Below are 19083 nucleotides of genomic sequence, written 5' to 3'. Positions count from 1 at the left end.
CATTATCATCCTATCTTATTCTTGTTTTTAGTGGAAACTTCCTGTTTCCTGATGTGTTTATAATATTAAAATTTAGTTGTTCTGCCTATACGCATAATTCGGCAGACCATGTAAGAAAAAGCGTACATGATCATAAAAGGATAGTTTCTATTAAAAATGTGCATTTAAACCAATATAAGGTCCTTTAAAATCAAACTTCATATCGCGGTTATCTAAATCACTGAGTTCAATATTTAAAATACGGTAACCCACTTTTGCACCAAGATCTAAAACTATAGACTTTACAAAGTCATATTGAATTTCAGCCTGAGCGTCTGTGATTTTTACATCATTGACATTGGTATAAGTCGCTTCAGCTTTTGCACTTAAACCTGTAAACGGTAGTTTTGCGCCGGCCTCTGCATAAAGGATTGGAGCATATTCATCAACATCAACATTTTGTGAAAACTGTTTTACAGTACCATTGAGCTTAGTTGCCCCTACACCGACATCAGCTTTTACAATGTTGTCTAAGATTTCATAGTAAAGAATAAGATCTGTATGGTCTAAATCAATTTTAGTTTTAGCAAACTCATTATTAGACTCAGTTTCCGTATCTAACTTGGTATATTTTAATTTTACATTGGGAAGGATTGGAATAGGGTGCTCAAAAGCAACAGAGGCTTGAATCGTACCTTTAGTATCTAAATCATGTTCTGCGTTTAGCCCAGCATAAGGATCTGATAATAAATCATCTGAACCAGTGTTATTAGATAAACCAGATTTATGATTGATTTGAGAAGTTCCACCAAGACTCCAATAACTGATATCACCTTTTAAACCAATAAAATCAGCTTGAGCAAATGAACTTAGACCTAATACAGCGATAAATAAGGGTAATTGAATAGATTTCATATGTCCTTCTTGATGAAATGTTTTTTCATCCTATTTTTTGTTACTTAAATACATTTCAATACTGTATCAACAGAAGGCATGATATAGGGGTTTATCAAATTTTGCATTATTAAAAAGATTAAATCGAGGGTGTAGGATGAGTGATTCTATTGATCAAGCAATGATTGAATTCCCCCTTTATGTCGCCAATAAAGCGATCAAATCAGGGCAATGGCTTGAAGTTCATGATAAATTTTCGGGGGAAATTTATGCAAAAGTCGCTTTAGCAGATGCAAAAACTTTAGAAAAAGCCATCAGTGCAGCCGTGAAAGCTGAAAAAGAAATGGCCGCTTTAAAGCCATTTCAGAAGCAAAAAATACTCTTACATTGTGTTAAACGCTTTAAAGAAATACGTGAAGAATTAATACAAATTTTAATTATCGAAGGTGGAAAGCCTAAACTTGCAGCAGCAGCTGAGGCTGAAAGGTTGATTAATACTTTCCAACTAGCGGCAGATGCTGTCTCCACACTCAATAATGGTCATCTAATGCCTTTGGCTGTTACCGCTGCGGCCTCTGCATATCGGGGAATGGTACAATATGTTCCGATTGGTGCAGTATCTCTGATCAGTCCGTTTAATTTTCCTTTGAATTTAACAGCGCATAAAATTGCACCAGCAATTGCAGCGGGTTGTCCATTTGTATTGAAACCAGCAAGTTTGACACCAATTTCCGCATTAAAAATCGCAGAAATTTTGGCTGAAACAGATTTACCAAAAGGCGCATTTTCAATTTTGCCTTGTCCACGAGAACATGCTGATGTGTTAGTGACGGATGATCGTTTTAAGCTACTCAGCTTTACCGGTTCTGATCAAGTGGGTTGGGATATGAAAGCACGTGCTGGTCGAAAAAAAGTAACCCTCGAATTGGGTGGTAATGCAGCGGTTTTAATTGAACCTGATACAGAAATAAGTGATGCGTTGATTGATCGAGTGATTGGTGGTGCATATGGACATGCGGGGCAGGTGTGTATTAGTGTGCAACGAATTTTAGTACATGCTGATATTTATATAGAATTTAGAAAAAAAATCTTAGCTAAGTTGAAAAAAGTATCTGCGGCAGATCCAGATGTAGAAACCACGATAGTGGGTCCAATGATCAAAGAAGCAGAAGCGATTCGTTTAAAAAAATGGGTAGATAAAGCAGAGAAAAAGGGTGCGAAAATCTTAATTGGTGGCACGTTAAAAGGCGTTTTATTCGAGCCAACTTTACTTGAGAATGTCGATGAATCTCTGGAAATTTATCAAAATGAAGCATTTGGCCCTGTGGCAATTTTAGAGAAATACAAAACCTTTGAGAAAGGGATCGAAGTAATTAACCAAGGTCGCTTTGGTTTACAAGCTGGTGTATATACTCAAAATCTCAATAAAATGCTCTATGCATGGGATCATCTACATGTGGGCGGAGTAATTATCAATGATATACCAACTTTCAGAGTTGATAATATGCCTTATGGTGGCGTGAAAGATTCGGGTTTAGGTCGTGAAGGGATTCAGTCTGCAATTCGTGATATGCAAGAAGAACGCTTACTTGTAATCAAACAATAAGTTGATATTCTAAGGGGCTACGGCTCCTTATTTCCTTTGAATTTTATATATAGTTAAAATGACAATAAAATTTTTCAATTCATTATTTTTAATGGTTTTACTTTCCTTACTGAGTGTACAAATTTGGGCATTTCAATCTGAAAAACTGGTAAATGATGCACGTTCTCAGATTTGGAAAACACTTTATTATGATCCTGCTTATACTCAATTGTCTTATCCAATGGGGGATGTTCCATTGGTCAAAGGCGTCTGTACAGACGTGGTCATTCGTGCATTACGTCATCAAGAAATAGATCTACAACAGCGTATTCATGAAGATATGAAAGCCAATTTTAGAAAATATCCACAAAAATGGGGCTTAAAAGCAACTGATCGAAATATTGATCATCGTCGGGTTCCAAATATCATGACCTATTTTCAGCGTCAAGGTTATCAAGTGAGTGATCAAAAATATCAAGCAGGCGATATTGTGGCATGGGATTTAGGTAAAGGTTTAACCCATATTGGTATCATTTCCAATAAAACCACAATGCTGTCAAAAACACCTTTGGTCATTCATAATATCGGTTATGGAACACGTGAAAATGATATTTTGCATGCATATAAAATTATTGGGCATTATCGTTTACCCAAGAATGTTAATTAGAAATAGGTAATTTTAAGCAATGATCAATCAAAATAGCTAAAAATTAACCATGTGTGATGAAAAGTAAAAAAAACATGGGAAAATGGACACAAATTACAGAAAAAGCGCTGCAAAACGAGTATTGTTACCACATTAAACAGTAATTTTTGTTGATGTACTTTAACCGAGAAGTTTGCAAAGTTACTGGTTTGAAATAATAACAAAGGACCCAAAAGGTGCTGTTTTATTCAAACAACAAAATTTAAAATTGGTACTTCTTTTGCTCGCAGATCACAATGAAAAAAAGCAGCATTTGAGGACATCTACAGAATTAGGTGTTTTATGACAGAATCTCGTGAAAACTGGACATCACGATCAGGTTTTATTATCGCAGCTGTTGGATCGGCTGTCGGTTTAGGTAATATTTGGCGCTTTCCTTACATTGCCTATGAAAATGGTGGCGGCGCTTTTTTAATTCCATATTTAATTGCACTTATCACAGCAGGTTTGCCGCTATTATTTTTAGACTATGCGACAGGGCATAAAAGTAATACCTCACCTCCTAAAGCATATCGTGCTTTATTTAAAGGTGGGGAAACTTTAGGATGGTGGCAAGTCTGTGTCTGTATCATTATTGGTTTGTACTATGCCAGTGTACTGACTTGGGCAGGCAGTTATGTTTACTTTTCTGTAGGTCAATTGTGGGGCAGTGATCCTGAAAACTTCTTCTTCAATACCTATTTACAAACCTCAAAATCAACAAGTTTTGATTTTCAGTTTGTTGGTCATTTATTTTGGCCAATTGTGGGAATTTGGGCATTAACGCTGATCATCTTATTTGGTGGTGTGAAAAAAGGGGTTGAATTATCCAATAAAATTTTCATGCCTTTATTGTTTATTCTATTCACTATTCTTGTTATTCAAGCTTTGCGTTTACCTGGAGCGGTCCAAGGTTTAAATGCTTTCTTTACACCGAACTGGGCTGCAATGTGGGATTATAAAGTATGGCTTGCAGCATATGGCCATACTTTCTTTTCACTCTCTGTTGGTTTTGGGATTATGGTGACTTATGCCTCGTATCTTAAACCAAAAACCAATTTAACAGGCTCAGGTCTCATCGTTGGTTTTGCTAATGCTTCTACTGAAATTCTTGCGGGTATTGGTATCTTCGCTGCATTGGGGTTTATGGCTTTTTCAGCAGGGAAACCTGTAGATCAAGTGGTCAGCGGTGGTATTGGTTTGGCCTTCATTGCTTTCCCTAAAATCATTTCTAGTTTAGGTGCGGGTGCGGATTTATTCGGTTTACTATTCTTCTCTTCATTATTTGTTGCTGGTATTTCTTCAATGGTGAGTATCCTTGAAGTACCGATTGCAGCGATGCAAGACAAGTTAAAATGGGGACGAAAAAAAGCCGTAAGCATTATTGGTGGGGGCAGTGCACTGGTTTCAATTTTCTTATTCTCTAGTGTGAATTCGATTAAACTGGTGGATATCGTCGATCACTTTATCAATAATATTGGGATTATTGGCGGTGCATTATTGTCAATTATTTCAATAGCATGGTTTAAACGTTCAGCATTGATGGAACTACGTGATCACGTGAATCGTATTTCAACTGTTCAACTGGGTAAAGGTTGGGATTTCACTTTAACCGTAATCACTTCTTTAATTTTGCTGGTTACTTTATGTATGACCGTTTTTAGCTTGATTAAAAATGGATACGATACCTATAGTTCAAGTATGTTGATGTTCTTTGGTTGGGGCAGTGTGATTTTCTGTGCTGTTATTGCTTTAATCCTTAGCAAAATGAAAGATCGATAGGAGCGTCAAAATGAATACTTCTGCAATCGTGATGATGATTATTTCAATGGTGTTTTTATGGGGTGGGTTGATTTTATCGATCCTACATTTGATGAAAAATCCTGAAGAATTGGATGAAGTTCTGGAAGAAGTCAAAGACCATCATACGCTTTAAACTTGAGTCAAAAAAAGCAGGCTAATTAGCCTGCTTTTTTAATGCGTTTTTTTAAGCGGTTTTCTGAATTCTGCAATAATAGAAACCATCACCATGATGCGCTTCAGGTAACAATTGACGACCGTGAATTTGTTCTACTCCCCAGTTTGTATCAATCTTGATTTCCTCAGCATCTGCATGTTCAGCAAAAAACTCGACCATCTGCTGTTCATTTTCAACTTTCAGAATTGAGCATGTAATATAAAGTAGTGTTCCACCAACTTTAAGCTGCTGCCACATATGCTTTAAAATTTGCTTTTGCAGATCGACCACTTGCTGAATATCTGTAGATTGACGCAATAACCGGATATCAGGATGACGACGCATAACACCAATAGCAGAACAAGGTGCATCCAATACGATGCAATCGACCAACTCTTTAGGCACCCATGTTGTAGCATCTGCTGTGATGATTTCAACTGTTGCATCAACATTTAATTCAAGGCGTTCCAAGTTTTCTGAAACACGCAATAATCGTTTAGCATCATGATCAAGCGCGATTAATTTTTTAGGATTGAAACGTTCTAAGATATGAGCTGCTTTACCACCCGGTGCTGCACAAGCATCGATAATGACTTTGTCATCTAAGTTGGGTAACAGTGTTGCACACAATTGAGCATGTTCATCTTGAACAGAAAATCCGCCTTCTTCAAAGCCAGGTAAATGAGTAATGTTGCCGGTTTGCTCCAGAACTATACCAACATCTGAAAGTGTACAAGGGCGAGCATCAATCTGTTCTTCATCTAAAATATCAAGATATTCATCACGACTAATTTGACGTTCATTGACACGAAGCGTTAGTGGAGCAACTTGTTTTAAATTTTGACAGATTTCAGGAAGCTGATCGGCCCAATCTTTTTTTAGTCGTTTGAATAGCCAGCTTGGTAAACCATGGGTATTATTCAAAGCCGTTTGAAACTCTGTTGTTTCACGTGAAACACGACGAAGGATGGCATTGACCAAACCACTCATCGGTTCAAAACCTAATTGCTTAGCAGCATTTACCGTTTCTGAAATCGCCGCATGTGCAGGAATACGGGTGCATAAAATCTGGTATAAACCCAAATATAAGCAACTTTCTAGTGCTTCATTTTCTAATGGTTTTGTGAGCAAGGGTAAGGTAATTGCTTTTAAAGAATACCACTGACGTAGACAGCCCAAAGTAAGCTCATGGTATAAACCACGATCACGTTCAGAAACAATATTGATATGTTGGTTTAAAACGGAAGCCAAAGACTGTCCATTTTGAACAGCTAAAAGTGTTTTAACCACTTGTGCGCGCAAATTCAAATTTTTTGCAGATGATTGAATTTGGCTCATGCGAATATATTTCCTACTGAAAGTTTATGGCTTTGTATAATTTGTACAGGGTTAATGGCTTTACCACCTGGCCATTGTAGGCTAGTCAGACAAATCACACCATCTCCACACAGTACATGTACACCTTGTTTGTTCATTTCGATAATGGTTCCGGGTACTTCGCCATTGGCTGTAAGATCTGAAATTTGAGAATTCCATACACGTAAATTATTGGTTTCATCTATTGGTGTAAATGCGACTGGCCAAGGATTGAATGCCCGAATATTGCGATCAAGTTCAACTGCTGATTTAGTCCAGTCAATTTGCGCTTCAGCTTTTGTGAGTTTATGTGCATATACCGTAAATTGTTCATCTTGAACTTCACGTGCATCTAAATATTGTTGTAGCTTTTGTTCTGATTCTAATACAACACAAATTGCTTCAGCACCTTGAATCGCAAGTTTGTCATATAAAGTCGCTGAGGTTTCTTGTGCTGTGATTGGGCAAACTGTTTTAAAGATCATATCACCTGTATCTAAACCAGCCGCCATTTTCATGATCGTTACCCCTGTTTCAGTATCACCTGTTGCAATGGCACGCTGAATCGGAGCGGCACCACGCCAACGTGGTAGCAAAGAACCATGAATATTTAAACAACCATAGCGCGGTGTATCTAATACGGTTTGGGGCAAAATTAAACCATAAGCCGCAACTACCATTACATCTGCACCCAAAGCTGCTAATTCTTGTTGAGCGGCTAAGCCTTCGTCTGTCGATGCTTTGAAATGAAGTGGCTGATAGACGGGTAGGTTGTTTGCCAGCGCAAGTTGTTTCACGGCTGAAGCTGTCATTTTTTGTCCACGACCTGATTTGCGGTCGGGTTGAGTATACACAGCGACGATTTCGTGATCAGTTTCAATGAGTGCTGCTAAAGCAGAAGCTGCAAATTCGGGTGTACCTGCAAAAATGATCTTCAAAAGTTATGCTCAGATTAAATTTTAAATTGAATTATAGCAAACCTGATTATGCGGTGGCGTTTTCAAATGAAAATACGGGTTTTTCTATGTAAAAAATAAAATACGATCAATTGTATATTTTGTTCTGATCACTTATCTAATTTCAAAATAGCCACCAACCGTTTTTAAAATAAATATCACTTTTTTATATAAAAATTTTCACCTTAAATTGATAGAAAAAGGTCTTATTTTTAACTTAATCTAAATAAAGAGAGTATTTAGAGATTGAAACGAGAATTATTGTGACATATTTCGCAGTAAAAATTGTTAACTGGATTAGAATAGGCAGTTAATCAGAATTTAACAATATGTCAAATGTAAACTAAGTCTCGCATTGTTTTGATAAATGTGACAAATTTTGTCACATGGTCAATTTAAGAACAATATGTATTTAATAAATCTTAATGTTTTTTTGTAATAAAATAAACTATTGATTTGTATAGTTAAAAATAAATAAATGTATAGATTTTTTTGTTTTTTTGTAAAAGTTTAGACCGGTTGTTTAAAAAAATAAAAAAAGTGAAATATATCTCATTTTTTCTATTGATTTAAATGTATGTAAATTGTTAAATAAAAAAAATTGTACATTTTATATGCATTGTCGGGGCGGGACCAGCTGCTGTAATGCATCCCCAAAAGGAAAAGTAATATGAATAAGATCTACAAAGTGATTTGGAATGCGACATTGTCTGCGTGGGTTGCAGTTTCTGAATTGGCAAAAGGGAAAACCAAGTCTTCAAAAGTAACTGGGATTATTGGTGCAGCAACAGTTAGTTTGATGATAACCTTTTCCTCTAATGTAACTGCAAATGTTATTAACACAGATTCAAGTACTTGTACCACTGGAGCTACTGGAGTTGTTGGAAATATAAATCCAGGAGCGACTAATTCACAGGCAACGGATGGTTCAGGTACCTTTTCTTTGATTTCAGGATGTAATGCTAAAGGAAATAATAATCTTGCAGCAACTGCATATGGAGCATTTTCAGAAGTTACGGGTGTTGCTGGTACAGCTGTGGGTCATAATAGTCAAGCCAATGCTTTTGGTACGGCTTTAGGGGTTGAGAGTCGAGCGACTGGTGTTGGTAGTACTGCACTTGGTGAAGGCAGTCAGTCAACAGGACAAAATGCTGTAGCATTAGGTGGAACAGCTACTGGGTCTGCTTCTGGAAATGTTTTACCAATTGCAAATGCAGTTACGGCTTCTGGCAGTGGTTCGGTTGCTATTGGTGGTAATACGATTAGAGGCGCACAGTCGACCGGTACGGATAGTATTGCGATTGGTGGCCAATCTAGGGCAACTAATACTGGGACAATTGCGATTGGTAAAAATGCTTTTACAGGCGCTGTTGGTACTGAATCTCTGAATAATATTGCGATTGGTACAAATGCGAGTAATAGTAATATTGCTAGTAGCAATCCAGCAGGAACTGGAGGGCAGATTGCTTTAGGTAATGGTGCAAAAACAACTACATTCGCACAAATCGCAATTGGTGATAATTCTAATGCGGGTGGTAATAATTATGCAATTGCGATCGGTGGAGGAGCAACAGTAACTGCAAATAGTGGTGTTGCAGTTGGTGGTGTGGCTATGGGAAGAAATACCCAAGCAGGTTCTTTTGCTGTAGGTGTGGGTCCAGGTGCTCAAGCCACAGGAGCTAATTCGACCGCACTTGGTAATGCTGCAACTGCAAATAACACAAATAGTACAGCATTGGGGAATGGTGCTCAAGCCACAGGAGCTAACTCGACTGCACTCGGTACTTCTGCTATAGCTAGTATTGATAATAGTGTTGCTTTGGGTAATGGCTCTACAACGACAGCTATTACTGGAACAGGATTTTTAACATCACAAGCTGCTCCTACTGTTGGAGCGGTATCTGTTGGTAATGGAACTGTAACAGGCAACCGTCGTATTCAGAATGTGGCTGATGGTTCTGCTGCATCTGATGCAGTTACAGTCGCACAATTAGATAAAGCATATGATGATACACATACAAATCTGAAAAATGTTCTAGGTGGAAATGCTGCTTATGATCCTGTAACGAATACTTACACAGCACCTACTAATATTGGTGGAACGGGTAAAACGACTATTGATGATGCGATTAAAGCATCAAAAAGAACAGTGATAAGTGGTAGCAATATAGTCGTTACTCCTACAACAGCAGCGGATGGTTCAATAACTTATTCAGTTGCTACAAGTGCAACACCTACGTTTACAAGTGTTACAGTTAACAATGCACCAACAGTTGGCACAGATGCGACCAATAAAACCTATGTTGACTCTAAAGCTGCGGCATCAAAAACTGAAGTTGCTGGTGGAACCAATATAGCAGGTGTCGCAAAAACTACAGGTGCAAATGGCCAAGATGTTTATACCGTTAATGCTAATGGTACAACCGCATCAGCAGGCTCATCGGCAGTCACAGTAACTGCGGGAACTAAAGATGCAAATAATGTTACTGACTATAAAGTTGACCTTGCAGCAAGCACCAAAACCGATATTCAAAAAGGTGTAGATGCTAAAACGGCCGTTGATAATACTGGCTTAACCTTTAAAGGTGATACCGCAGCGACAAGTACTACAAAGAAATTAGGTGATACGGTTTCCATCACTGGTGACACTAATATTAGTACAGTAGCGACAGCGAATGGCGTACAAGTTAAGTTAAATCCAAACTTAGATTTAGGCGCAGCTGGTAGCGTTAAAACGGGTAATACCACTATTAACAATGCAGGTGTAACAGCTGACCAAGTTACGGTTGGTGGCGTTGTTATCAATAAAACAACAGGTATTAATGCTGGTGGGTTAGCGATTACCAATGTTGCTGCACCAACAGTTGGCACAGATGCGACCAATAAAACCTATGTTGACTCTAAAGCTGCGGCATCAAAAACTGAAGTTGCTGGTGGAACCAATATAGCAGGTGTCGCAAAAACTACAGGTGCAAATGGCCAAGATGTTTATACCGTTAATGCTAATGGTACAACCGCATCAGCAGGCTCATCGGCAGTCACAGTAACTGCGGGAACTAAAGATGCAAATAATGTTACTGACTATAAAGTAGATCTTGCAGCAAGCACCAAAACCGATATTCAAAAAGGTGTAGATGCTAAAACGGCCGTTGATAATACTGGCTTAACCTTTAAAGGTGATACCGCAGCGACAAGTGCTACAAAGAAATTAGGTGATACGGTTTCCATCACTGGTGACACTAATATTAGTACAGTCGCGACAGCGAATGGCGTACAAGTTAAGTTAAATCCAAACTTAGACTTAGGTACAACAGGTAGCGTTAAAACGGGTAATACCACTATTAATAATACAGGTGTAACAGCTGACCAAGTTACGGTTGGCGGCGTTGTTATCAATAAAACAACAGGTATTAATGCAGGTGGGTTAGCGATTACAAATGTTGCTGCGCCAACAAATAATACAGATGCAGCCAATAAAAAGTATGTAGATGATGCTGGTTCAACATTGACGAACTTGGGCTTTGGTTTAAAAGCGCAGGACGGCACTACTGTTAACAAGAAGTTAGGTGAAGCGGTTGAAGTTGTAGGTTCAAACAGCAATATCACGACTAAAGTAAATGCAGGTAAAGTTGAAGTTGCGTTATCGAATGCATTGGACTTAGGTACAACAGGCAGTGTTACTACAGGTGCAACTGTTATTAACAATGCAGGAATTACTGCAGCTCAAGTCACAGCAGATAAAGTAACAGTCAACAATGCACCAACAGCTGGTACAGATGCGACCAATAAAACCTATGTTGATTCTAAAGCTGCGGCATCAAAAACTGAAGTTGCAGGTGGAACCAATATAGCGGGAGTAGCAAAAACTACTGGTGCAAATGGTCAAGATGTTTATACTGTTAATGCCAATGGTACCACCGCATCAGCAGGTTCATCAGCTGTAACGGTAACTGCTGGAACTAAAGATGCGAACAATGTTACTGACTATAAAGTTGACCTTGCAGCAAGCACCAAAACAGATATTCAGAAAGGTGTAGATGCGAAGACAGCGGTTGATAATACCGGTTTAACCTTTAAAGGTGATACTGCAGCGACCAGCGCTACGAAGAAATTAGGTGATACGGTTTCTATCACTGGCGACACCAATATTAGTACAGTTGCGACTACAGATGGCGTACAGGTTAAGTTAAATCCAAACCTAGACTTAGGTGCAGCTGGTAGTGTCACGACAGGCAATACAAAGTTAGATAATAGTGGATTGACGATTACAGGTGGTCCAAGCGTTACAAGCACTGGTATTAATGCAGCTAACACGAATATCAGTAATGTTGCTGATGCAACTACCGATGATCAAGCAGTGAACAAAGGTCAGTTAGATGCAGCGACGACAGCGTCAAGCACAAAGACAGATACTTTGGGTACGAGCACAGCGACGAACTTGGGTGGAGGGTCAACTTATGACAACACGACAGGTGCGATCAGTGCGCCAAGCTATGTGACTACAAAAACAGATGGTACGACCACCACAGCGAACAATGTGGGTGATGCATTAACTAACCTCAACACTGAAGTGATCAAACCGGTAACGTTTACGGGTAACAGCGGTACAGTTGATCGTAAACTGGGTGAAACGCTGAACATTACTGGTGGCTTAACAGGCGCGGGTTCGAACAGCAACATCAAGACAGTGATCACTGGCAATACGCTAGATATCCAATTGGCAGATGCACCAGTATTTGCAGGCAAAGTGACTGCGAATGGTTTAGATGCCAATGGCAATAAAGTTGAAAACGTAGCAGATGCAACGACAGCAACAGATGCAGTGAACAAAGGTCAGTTAGATGCAGCGACGACAGCATCAAGCACAAAGACAGATACTTTGGGTACGAGCACAGCGACGAACTTGGGTGGTGGGTCAACTTATGACAACACGACAGGTGCGATCAGTGCGCCAAGCTATGTGACTACAAAAACAGATGGTACGACCACCACAGCGAACAATGTGGGTGATGCATTAACTAACCTCAATACTGAAGTGATCAAACCGGTAACGTTTACGGGTAACAGCGGTACAGTTGATCGTAAACTGGGTGAAACGCTGAACATTACTGGTGGCTTAACAGGCGCGGGTTCGAACAGCAACATCAAGACAGTGATCACTGGCAATACGCTAGATATCCAATTGGCAGATGCACCAGTATTTGCAGGCAAAGTGACTGCGAATGGTTTAGATGCCAATGGCAATAAAGTTGAAAACGTAGCAGATGCAACGACAGCAACAGATGCAGTGAACAAAGGTCAGTTAGATGCAGCGACGACAGCGTCAAGCACAAAGACAGATACTTTGGGTACGAGCACAGCGACGAACTTGGGTGGTGGGTCAACTTATGACAACACGACAGGTGCGATCAGTGCGCCAAGCTATGTGACTACAAAAACAGATGGTACGACCACCACAGCGAACAATGTGGGTGATGCATTAACTAACCTCAATACTGAAGTGATCAAACCGGTAACGTTTACGGGTAACAGCGGTACAGTTGATCGTAAACTGGGTGAAACGCTGAATATTACTGGTGGCTTAACAGGCGCGGGTTCGAACAGCAACATCAAGACAGTGATCACTGGCAATACGCTAGATATCCAATTGGCAGATGCACCAGTATTTGCAGGCAAAGTGACTGCGAATGGTTTAGATGCCAATGGCAATAAAGTTGAAAACGTAGCAGATGCAACGACAGCAACAGATGCAGTGAACAAAGGTCAGTTAGATGCAGCGACGACAGCATCAAGCACAAAGACAGATACTTTGGGTACGAGCACAGCGACGAACTTGGGCGGTGGGTCAACTTATGACAACACGACAGGTGCGATCAGTGCGCCAAGCTATGTGACTACAAAAACAGATGGTACGACCACCACAGCGAACAATGTGGGTGATGCATTAACTAACCTCAACACTGAAGTGATCAAACCGGTAACGTTTACGGGTAACAGCGGTACAGTTGATCGTAAACTGGGTGAAACGCTGAACATTACTGGTGGCTTAACAGGCGCGGGTTCGAACAGCAACATCAAGACAGTGATCACTGGCAATACGCTAGATATCCAATTGGCAGATGCACCAGTATTTGCAGGCAAAGTGACTGCGAATGGTTTAGATGCCAATGGCAATAAAGTTGAAAACGTAGCAGATGCAACGACAGCAACAGATGCAGTGAACAAAGGTCAGTTAGATGCAGCGACGACAGCATCAAGCACAAAGACAGATACTTTGGGTACGAGCACAGCGACGAACTTGGGCGGTGGGTCAACTTATGACAACACGACAGGTGCGATCAGTGCGCCAAGCTATGTGACTACAAAAACAGATGGTACGACCACCACAGCGAACAATGTGGGTGATGCATTAACTAACCTCAATACTGAAGTGATCAAACCGGTAACGTTTACGGGTAACAGCGGTACAGTTGATCGTAAACTGGGTGAAACGCTGAATATTACTGGTGGCTTAACAGGCGCGGGTTCGAACAGCAACATCAAGACAGTGATCACTGGCAATACGCTAGATATCCAATTGGCAGATGCACCAGTATTTGCAGGCAAAGTGACTGCGAATGGTTTAGATGCCAATGGCAATAAAGTTGAAAACGTAGCAGATGCAACGACAGCAACAGATGCAGTGAACAAAGGTCAGTTAGATGCAGCGACGACAGCATCAAGCACAAAGACAGATACTTTGGGTACGAGTACAGCGACGAACTTGGGTGGTGGGTCAACTTATGACAACACGACAGGTGCGATCAGTGCGCCAAGCTATGTGACTACAAAAACAGATGGTACGACCACCACAGCGAACAATGTGGGTGATGCATTAACTAACCTCAATACTGAAGTGATCAAACCGGTAACGTTTACGGGTAACAGCGGTACAGTTGATCGTAAACTGGGTGAAACGCTGAACATTACTGGTGGCTTAACAGGCGCGGGTTCGAACAGCAACATCAAGACAGTGATCACTGGCAATACGCTAGATATCCAATTGGCAGATGCACCAGTATTTGCAGGCAAAGTGACTGCGAATGGTTTAGATGCCAATGGCAATAAAGTTGAAAACGTAGCAGATGCAACGACAGCAACAGATGCAGTGAACAAAGGTCAGTTAGATGCAGCGACGACAGCATCAAGCACAAAGACAGATACTTTGGGTACGAGCACAGCGACGAACTTGGGCGGTGGGTCAACTTATGACAACACGACAGGTGCGATCAGTGCGCCAAGCTATGTGACTACAAAAACAGATGGTACGACCACCACAGCGAACAATGTGGGTGATGCATTAACTAACCTCAATACTGAAGTGATCAAACCGGTAACGTTTACGGGTAACAGCGGTACAGTTGATCGTAAACTGGGTGAAACGCTGAATATTACTGGTGGCTTAACAGGCGCGGGTTCGAACAGCAACATCAAGACAGTGATCACTGGCAATACGCTAGATATCCAATTGGCAGATGCACCAGTATTTGCAGGCAAAGTGACTGCGAATGGTTTAGATGCCAATGGCAATAAAGTTGAAAACGTAGCAGATGCAACGACAGCAACAGATGCAGTGAACAAAGGTCAGTTAGATGCAGCGACGACAGCATCAAGCACAAAGACAGATACTTTGGGTACGAGTACAGCGGCGAACTTGGGTGGTGGGTCAACTTATGACAACACGACAGGTGCGATCAGTGCGCCAAGCTATGTGACTACAAAAACAGATGGTACGACCACCACAGCGAACAATGTGGGTGATGCATTAACTAACCTCAACACTGAAGTGATCAAACCGGTAACGTTTACGGGTAACAGCGGTACAGTTGATCGTAAACTGGGTGAAACGCTGAATATTACTGGTGGCTTAACAGGCGCGGGTTCGAACAGCAACATCAAGACAGTGATCACTGGCAATACGCTAGATATCCAATTGGCAGATGCACCAGTATTTGCAGGCAAAGTGACTGCGAATGGTTTAGATGCCAATGGCAATAAAGTTGAAAACGTAGCAGATGCAACGACAGCAACAGATGCAGTGAACAAAGGTCAGTTAGATGCAGCGACGACAGCGTCAAGCACAAAGACAGATACTTTGGGTACGAGCACAGCGACGAACTTGGGCGGTGGGTCAACTTATGACAACACGACAGGTGCGATCAGTGCGCCAAGCTATGTGACTACAAAAACAGATGGTACGACCACCACAGCGAACAATGTGGGTGATGCATTAACTAACCTCAATACTGAAGTGATCAAACCGGTAACGTTTACGGGTAACAGCGGTACAGTTGATCGTAAACTGGGTGAAACGCTGAATATTACTGGTGGCTTAACAGGCGCGGGTTCGAACAGCAACATCAAGACAGTGATCACTGGCAATACGCTAGATATCCAATTGGCAGATGCACCAGTATTTGCAGGCAAAGTGACTGCGAATGGTTTAGATGCCAATGGCAACAAAGTTGAAAACGTAGCAGATGCAACGACAGCAACAGATGCAGTGAACAAAGGTCAGTTGGATAGCTTAAGTACAGGTCTTACCAATACTGGCTTTGGCTTAAAAGCAGCAGATGGCAATACGATTAACAAAAAGTTAGGCGAAGCAGTTGAAGTAGTGGGTGCAGATAGCAACATCACTACGAAGGTTGCAAATGGTCAAGTTGCGATTGAGTTAAATAAAAACCTCAACAACTTAACTGGTATTACAGTGCACGATGGAACCGATGGTACAAATGGTTCTACAGTGATCGGTAAAGATGGCATCTCAGTTAAAGATGGTTCAGGCAATACTATTGCAGGTGTAGATAACACAGCATTAACCGTTAAAGATGGTAGTGGCAACACAGAAACCAGCATTAACAAAGCGATCAATAGTCTCAATGCATCGCAAGGTGAAACTGATAAGTTTGCAGTGAAGTACGACAAGAATGCTGATGGTAGTGCAAACTACGATAGCGTAACCCTTGCAGGTACAGGTGGAACAACAATCACCAATGTTAAAGCAGGCGCTATTAACGCAACATCAACTGATGCGATCAACGGTAGTCAATTGTATGATGTTGGTAATAGTCTGAAAAATGCAATTGGCGGTTTGACCACTAGAGATGCAACGACTGGTATCATTACGACAAGTAACATTGGTGGCACGGGTTCAAACACAATTGATGGGGCAATCAACAGCATTAAAGATTCAGCAACCAAAGCGAAGACCACAGTTACCGCTGGAGACAACGTTGTTGTGACTGCTGGTACCAATGCAGATGGTTCAAGTAACTATCAAGTTGAAACAGCGAAAGACGTAAACTTCGATAAAGTGACTGTAGGTAATGTTGTTGTTAATAAGGCAAGTGACACAATTGAAGGATTAAGTAATAAAGATCTTACAGCGAGTGATTTTGCGACTAAAGGTAGAGTAGCGACTGAAGAGCAATTGAAGCAAGCTGTCACGAAAAACATCACTGAAGTTGTAGATGGTAATGGCAACAAAGTGAATATTATTGACCAAGTTGTAAATACAAAACCTGACAATAAGAACCAAGATTCACTGTTCTTAACTTATGATAAGCAAGGTCAAGAAACCACAGATCGCTTGACGATTGGTCAAACAGTACAGAAGATGAATACCGATGGTATTAAGTTCTTCCATACCAATGCCGATATGTCGAAAGGTGATTTAGGAACAACTAATGACTCAAGTGCGGGTGGTTTAAACTCTACAGCGATTGGTGTAAATGCAATTGTGGCAACAGGTGCAGATAGTGCTGTTGCATTAGGTCACAATACAAAAGCTGAGGGCAAACAATCCATTGCAATTGGTCAGGGTGCTGAGGCATTAGGTACACAATCAATCAGTATTGGTACGGGCAATAAAGTGAAAGGCAACCATTCTGGTGCGATTGGTGACCCGACCATTGTTGATGGTGCAAACAGTTATTCTGTAGGTAATAATAACCAAGTGCTTACAGATGATACGTTTGTACTTGGAAACAATGTGACCAAAACAGTTGCTGGTTCAGTTGTGTTAGGCAATGGCTCAGCGGCGACGACTGGTGCTGGTGTTGCGGGTTATGCGCTGTCAGCTGCAACAAGTGCAGACAAAACAGCAATTAGCAATACAACATCAACAACTGGTGCAGTAGCAGTTGGTGATGCGGTAAGCGGTATTTATCGTCAAATTACTGGTGTTGCAGCGGGTAGCGCAGATGCTGATGCTGTAAATGTAGCGCAGTTAAAAGCTGTTGGTAACCAAGTTGTTACCACTCAAAATGCACTTGTAAATGGTTTGGGCGGTAATGCGAAAGTCAATGCTGACGGCACCATTACAGGACCAACCTATAATGTTGCACAAGGTAATCAGTCGAATGTTGGAGATGCTTTAACAGCATTGGATAAAGCCATTGGCTCTGCAGCAACAACTTCTAAAACGACTGTTTCTAATGGTCAGAATATTGTTGTGAATAAGAGCAAAAATGCTGATGGTTCAGACAATTATGAAGTATCAACAGCTAAAGATTTAACAGTTGATTCTGTGAAAGCAGGTGATACGGTTCTCAATAATGCTGGAATCTCAATTGGTAGTAATGCGGTTGTGATAAACAACACAGGATTAACCATTGCAGGTGGGCCAAGTGTAACGGTGGCAGGTATTAACGCAGGTAATAAAACAATTACCAATGTGGCAAATGCTGTTAACGCTACAGATGCAGTCAATAAAGGGCAGTTAGATAGCGCAATTGGCACTGTGAATAACAATGTCAATGAGCTTGCCAATAATGCTGTTAAATATGACGATGCATCAAAAGATAAGATCACACTCGGTGGTGGTGCAAATGGCACAACCATTAGCAATGTAAAAGATGGTGCAGTGACTCAAGGTTCTAAAGATGCTGTAAATGGTGGTCAATTATGGAATGTTCAGCAACAAGTTGATCAAAACTCAACGGATATCAGCAACATCAAAAATGATATTAATAATGGTACTGTCGGTTTAGTTCAACAAGCAGGTAAGGATGCAACTGTTACAGTCGCGAAAGATACTGGTGGTACAAGTGTGAGCGTGGCGGGTACAGATGGCAACCGTGTTGTGACAGGTGTTAAAGATGGCGCAGTCAATGCAACATCAAAAGATGCAGTCAACGGCAGCCAATTGAATACGACTAACCAAGCAGTTGTGAATTATCTTGGCGGTGGTGCTGGTTATGACAATATTACAGGTAGCTTCACTGCTCCAACTTACAATGTAGGTGACTCTAAGTATAACAATGTCGGTGGTGCAATCGATGCATTGAACCAAGCGGATCAAGCATTGAATAGCAAAATTGACAATGTCAGCAACAAGTTGGATAACGCTTTCCGTATTACCAATAACCGGATTGATGATGTTGAGAAAAAAGCCAATGCAGGTATTGCAGCAGCAATGGCACTTGAATCAGCACCTTATATAGCGGGTAAATATACTTATGCAGCTGGAGCAGCTTATCACGGTGGTGAGAATGCGGTAGGTGTGACCTTACGTAAAACTGCAGACAATGGACGTTGGTCGATTACAGGTGGTGTTGCGGCAGCATCTCAAGGTGACCCAAGTGTTCGTATCGGTATCAGTGGTGTAATTGATTAAATCACGAGACAA

The 19083-nt window shown here is 40.8% G+C and carries 8 protein-coding genes; 5 read left to right on the top strand and 3 right to left on the bottom strand.

Features of this window, described 5'->3' with window-relative positions:
• Positions 1-150: 150 nt before the first annotated feature.
• Complete coding sequence (locus tag AC2G3J_RS19800) at positions 151-894, bottom strand: TIGR04219 family outer membrane beta-barrel protein (protein ID WP_419329252.1); 744 nt, start codon at positions 892-894, stop codon at positions 151-153.
• 136 nt (positions 895-1030) lie between these two features.
• On the opposite strand from AC2G3J_RS19800, the gene AC2G3J_RS19795 reads away from it, so the two are divergent.
• The 4 genes from AC2G3J_RS19795 (at position 1031) to AC2G3J_RS19780 (ending at position 5079) form a co-directional block, all read left to right on the top strand.
• On the top strand, positions 1031-2479 hold the full coding sequence (locus AC2G3J_RS19795; RefSeq protein WP_483770479.1) for an aldehyde dehydrogenase family protein: 1449 nt from the start codon (positions 1031-1033) through the stop codon (positions 2477-2479).
• Positions 2480-2537: 58 nt separating this feature from the next.
• A complete protein-coding gene (locus AC2G3J_RS19790) occupies positions 2538-3125 on the top strand; it encodes a DUF1287 domain-containing protein (protein ID WP_419329254.1) in 588 nt (195 codons plus the stop codon).
• A 321-nt stretch (positions 3126-3446) separates the two neighbouring features.
• Complete coding sequence (locus AC2G3J_RS19785) at positions 3447-4925, top strand: sodium-dependent transporter (RefSeq protein WP_336954813.1); 1479 nt, start codon at positions 3447-3449, stop codon at positions 4923-4925.
• Between the two features lie 10 nt (positions 4926-4935).
• Entirely contained in the window at positions 4936-5079 is a 144-nt protein-coding gene (locus AC2G3J_RS19780; RefSeq protein WP_004718897.1) for a methionine/alanine import family NSS transporter small subunit, read from the top strand.
• A 51-nt stretch (positions 5080-5130) separates the two neighbouring features.
• Here AC2G3J_RS19780 and rsmB read toward each other — a convergent pair whose 3' ends face one another.
• Positions 5131-6438 carry a 16S rRNA (cytosine(967)-C(5))-methyltransferase RsmB gene (gene rsmB / locus AC2G3J_RS19775; RefSeq protein WP_483770478.1) on the bottom strand — a complete coding sequence of 436 codons (1308 nt, stop codon included), beginning with the start codon at positions 6436-6438 and terminating at the stop codon, positions 5131-5133.
• A complete protein-coding gene (gene fmt, locus AC2G3J_RS19770; protein ID WP_336954815.1) occupies positions 6435-7394 on the bottom strand; it encodes a methionyl-tRNA formyltransferase in 960 nt (319 codons plus the stop codon). The genes rsmB and fmt overlap by 4 nt, the downstream gene beginning before the upstream one ends.
• 688 nt (positions 7395-8082) lie before the next feature.
• Here fmt and AC2G3J_RS19765 point away from each other — a divergent pair.
• Complete coding sequence (locus AC2G3J_RS19765) at positions 8083-19071, top strand: ESPR-type extended signal peptide-containing protein (RefSeq protein WP_483770477.1); 10989 nt, start codon at positions 8083-8085, stop codon at positions 19069-19071.
• Positions 19072-19083: the final 12 nt, after the last annotated feature.

It is taken from the genome of Acinetobacter legionensis, from assembly GCF_057165765.1.
The sequence above is the reverse complement of the archived record's forward strand: the minus strand, read 5'-3'. Positions and strand labels throughout refer to the sequence as shown.

What these genes read in the sequence shown, in the direction of transcription:
- AC2G3J_RS19800 (WP_419329252.1), bottom strand. Translation starts at nt 894, where the DNA reads ATGAAATCTATTCAATTACCCTTATTTATCGCTGTATTAGGTCTAAGT.
- AC2G3J_RS19795 (WP_483770479.1), top strand. Translation starts at nt 1,031, where the DNA reads ATGAGTGATTCTATTGATCAAGCAATGATTGAATTCCCCCTTTATGTC.
- AC2G3J_RS19790 (WP_419329254.1), top strand. Translation starts at nt 2,538, where the DNA reads ATGACAATAAAATTTTTCAATTCATTATTTTTAATGGTTTTACTTTCC.
- AC2G3J_RS19785 (WP_336954813.1), top strand. Translation starts at nt 3,447, where the DNA reads ATGACAGAATCTCGTGAAAACTGGACATCACGATCAGGTTTTATTATC.
- AC2G3J_RS19780 (WP_004718897.1), top strand. Translation starts at nt 4,936, where the DNA reads ATGAATACTTCTGCAATCGTGATGATGATTATTTCAATGGTGTTTTTA.
- rsmB (WP_483770478.1), bottom strand. Translation starts at nt 6,438, where the DNA reads ATGAGCCAAATTCAATCATCTGCAAAAAATTTGAATTTGCGCGCACAA.
- AC2G3J_RS19765 (WP_483770477.1), top strand. Translation starts at nt 8,083, where the DNA reads ATGAATAAGATCTACAAAGTGATTTGGAATGCGACATTGTCTGCGTGG.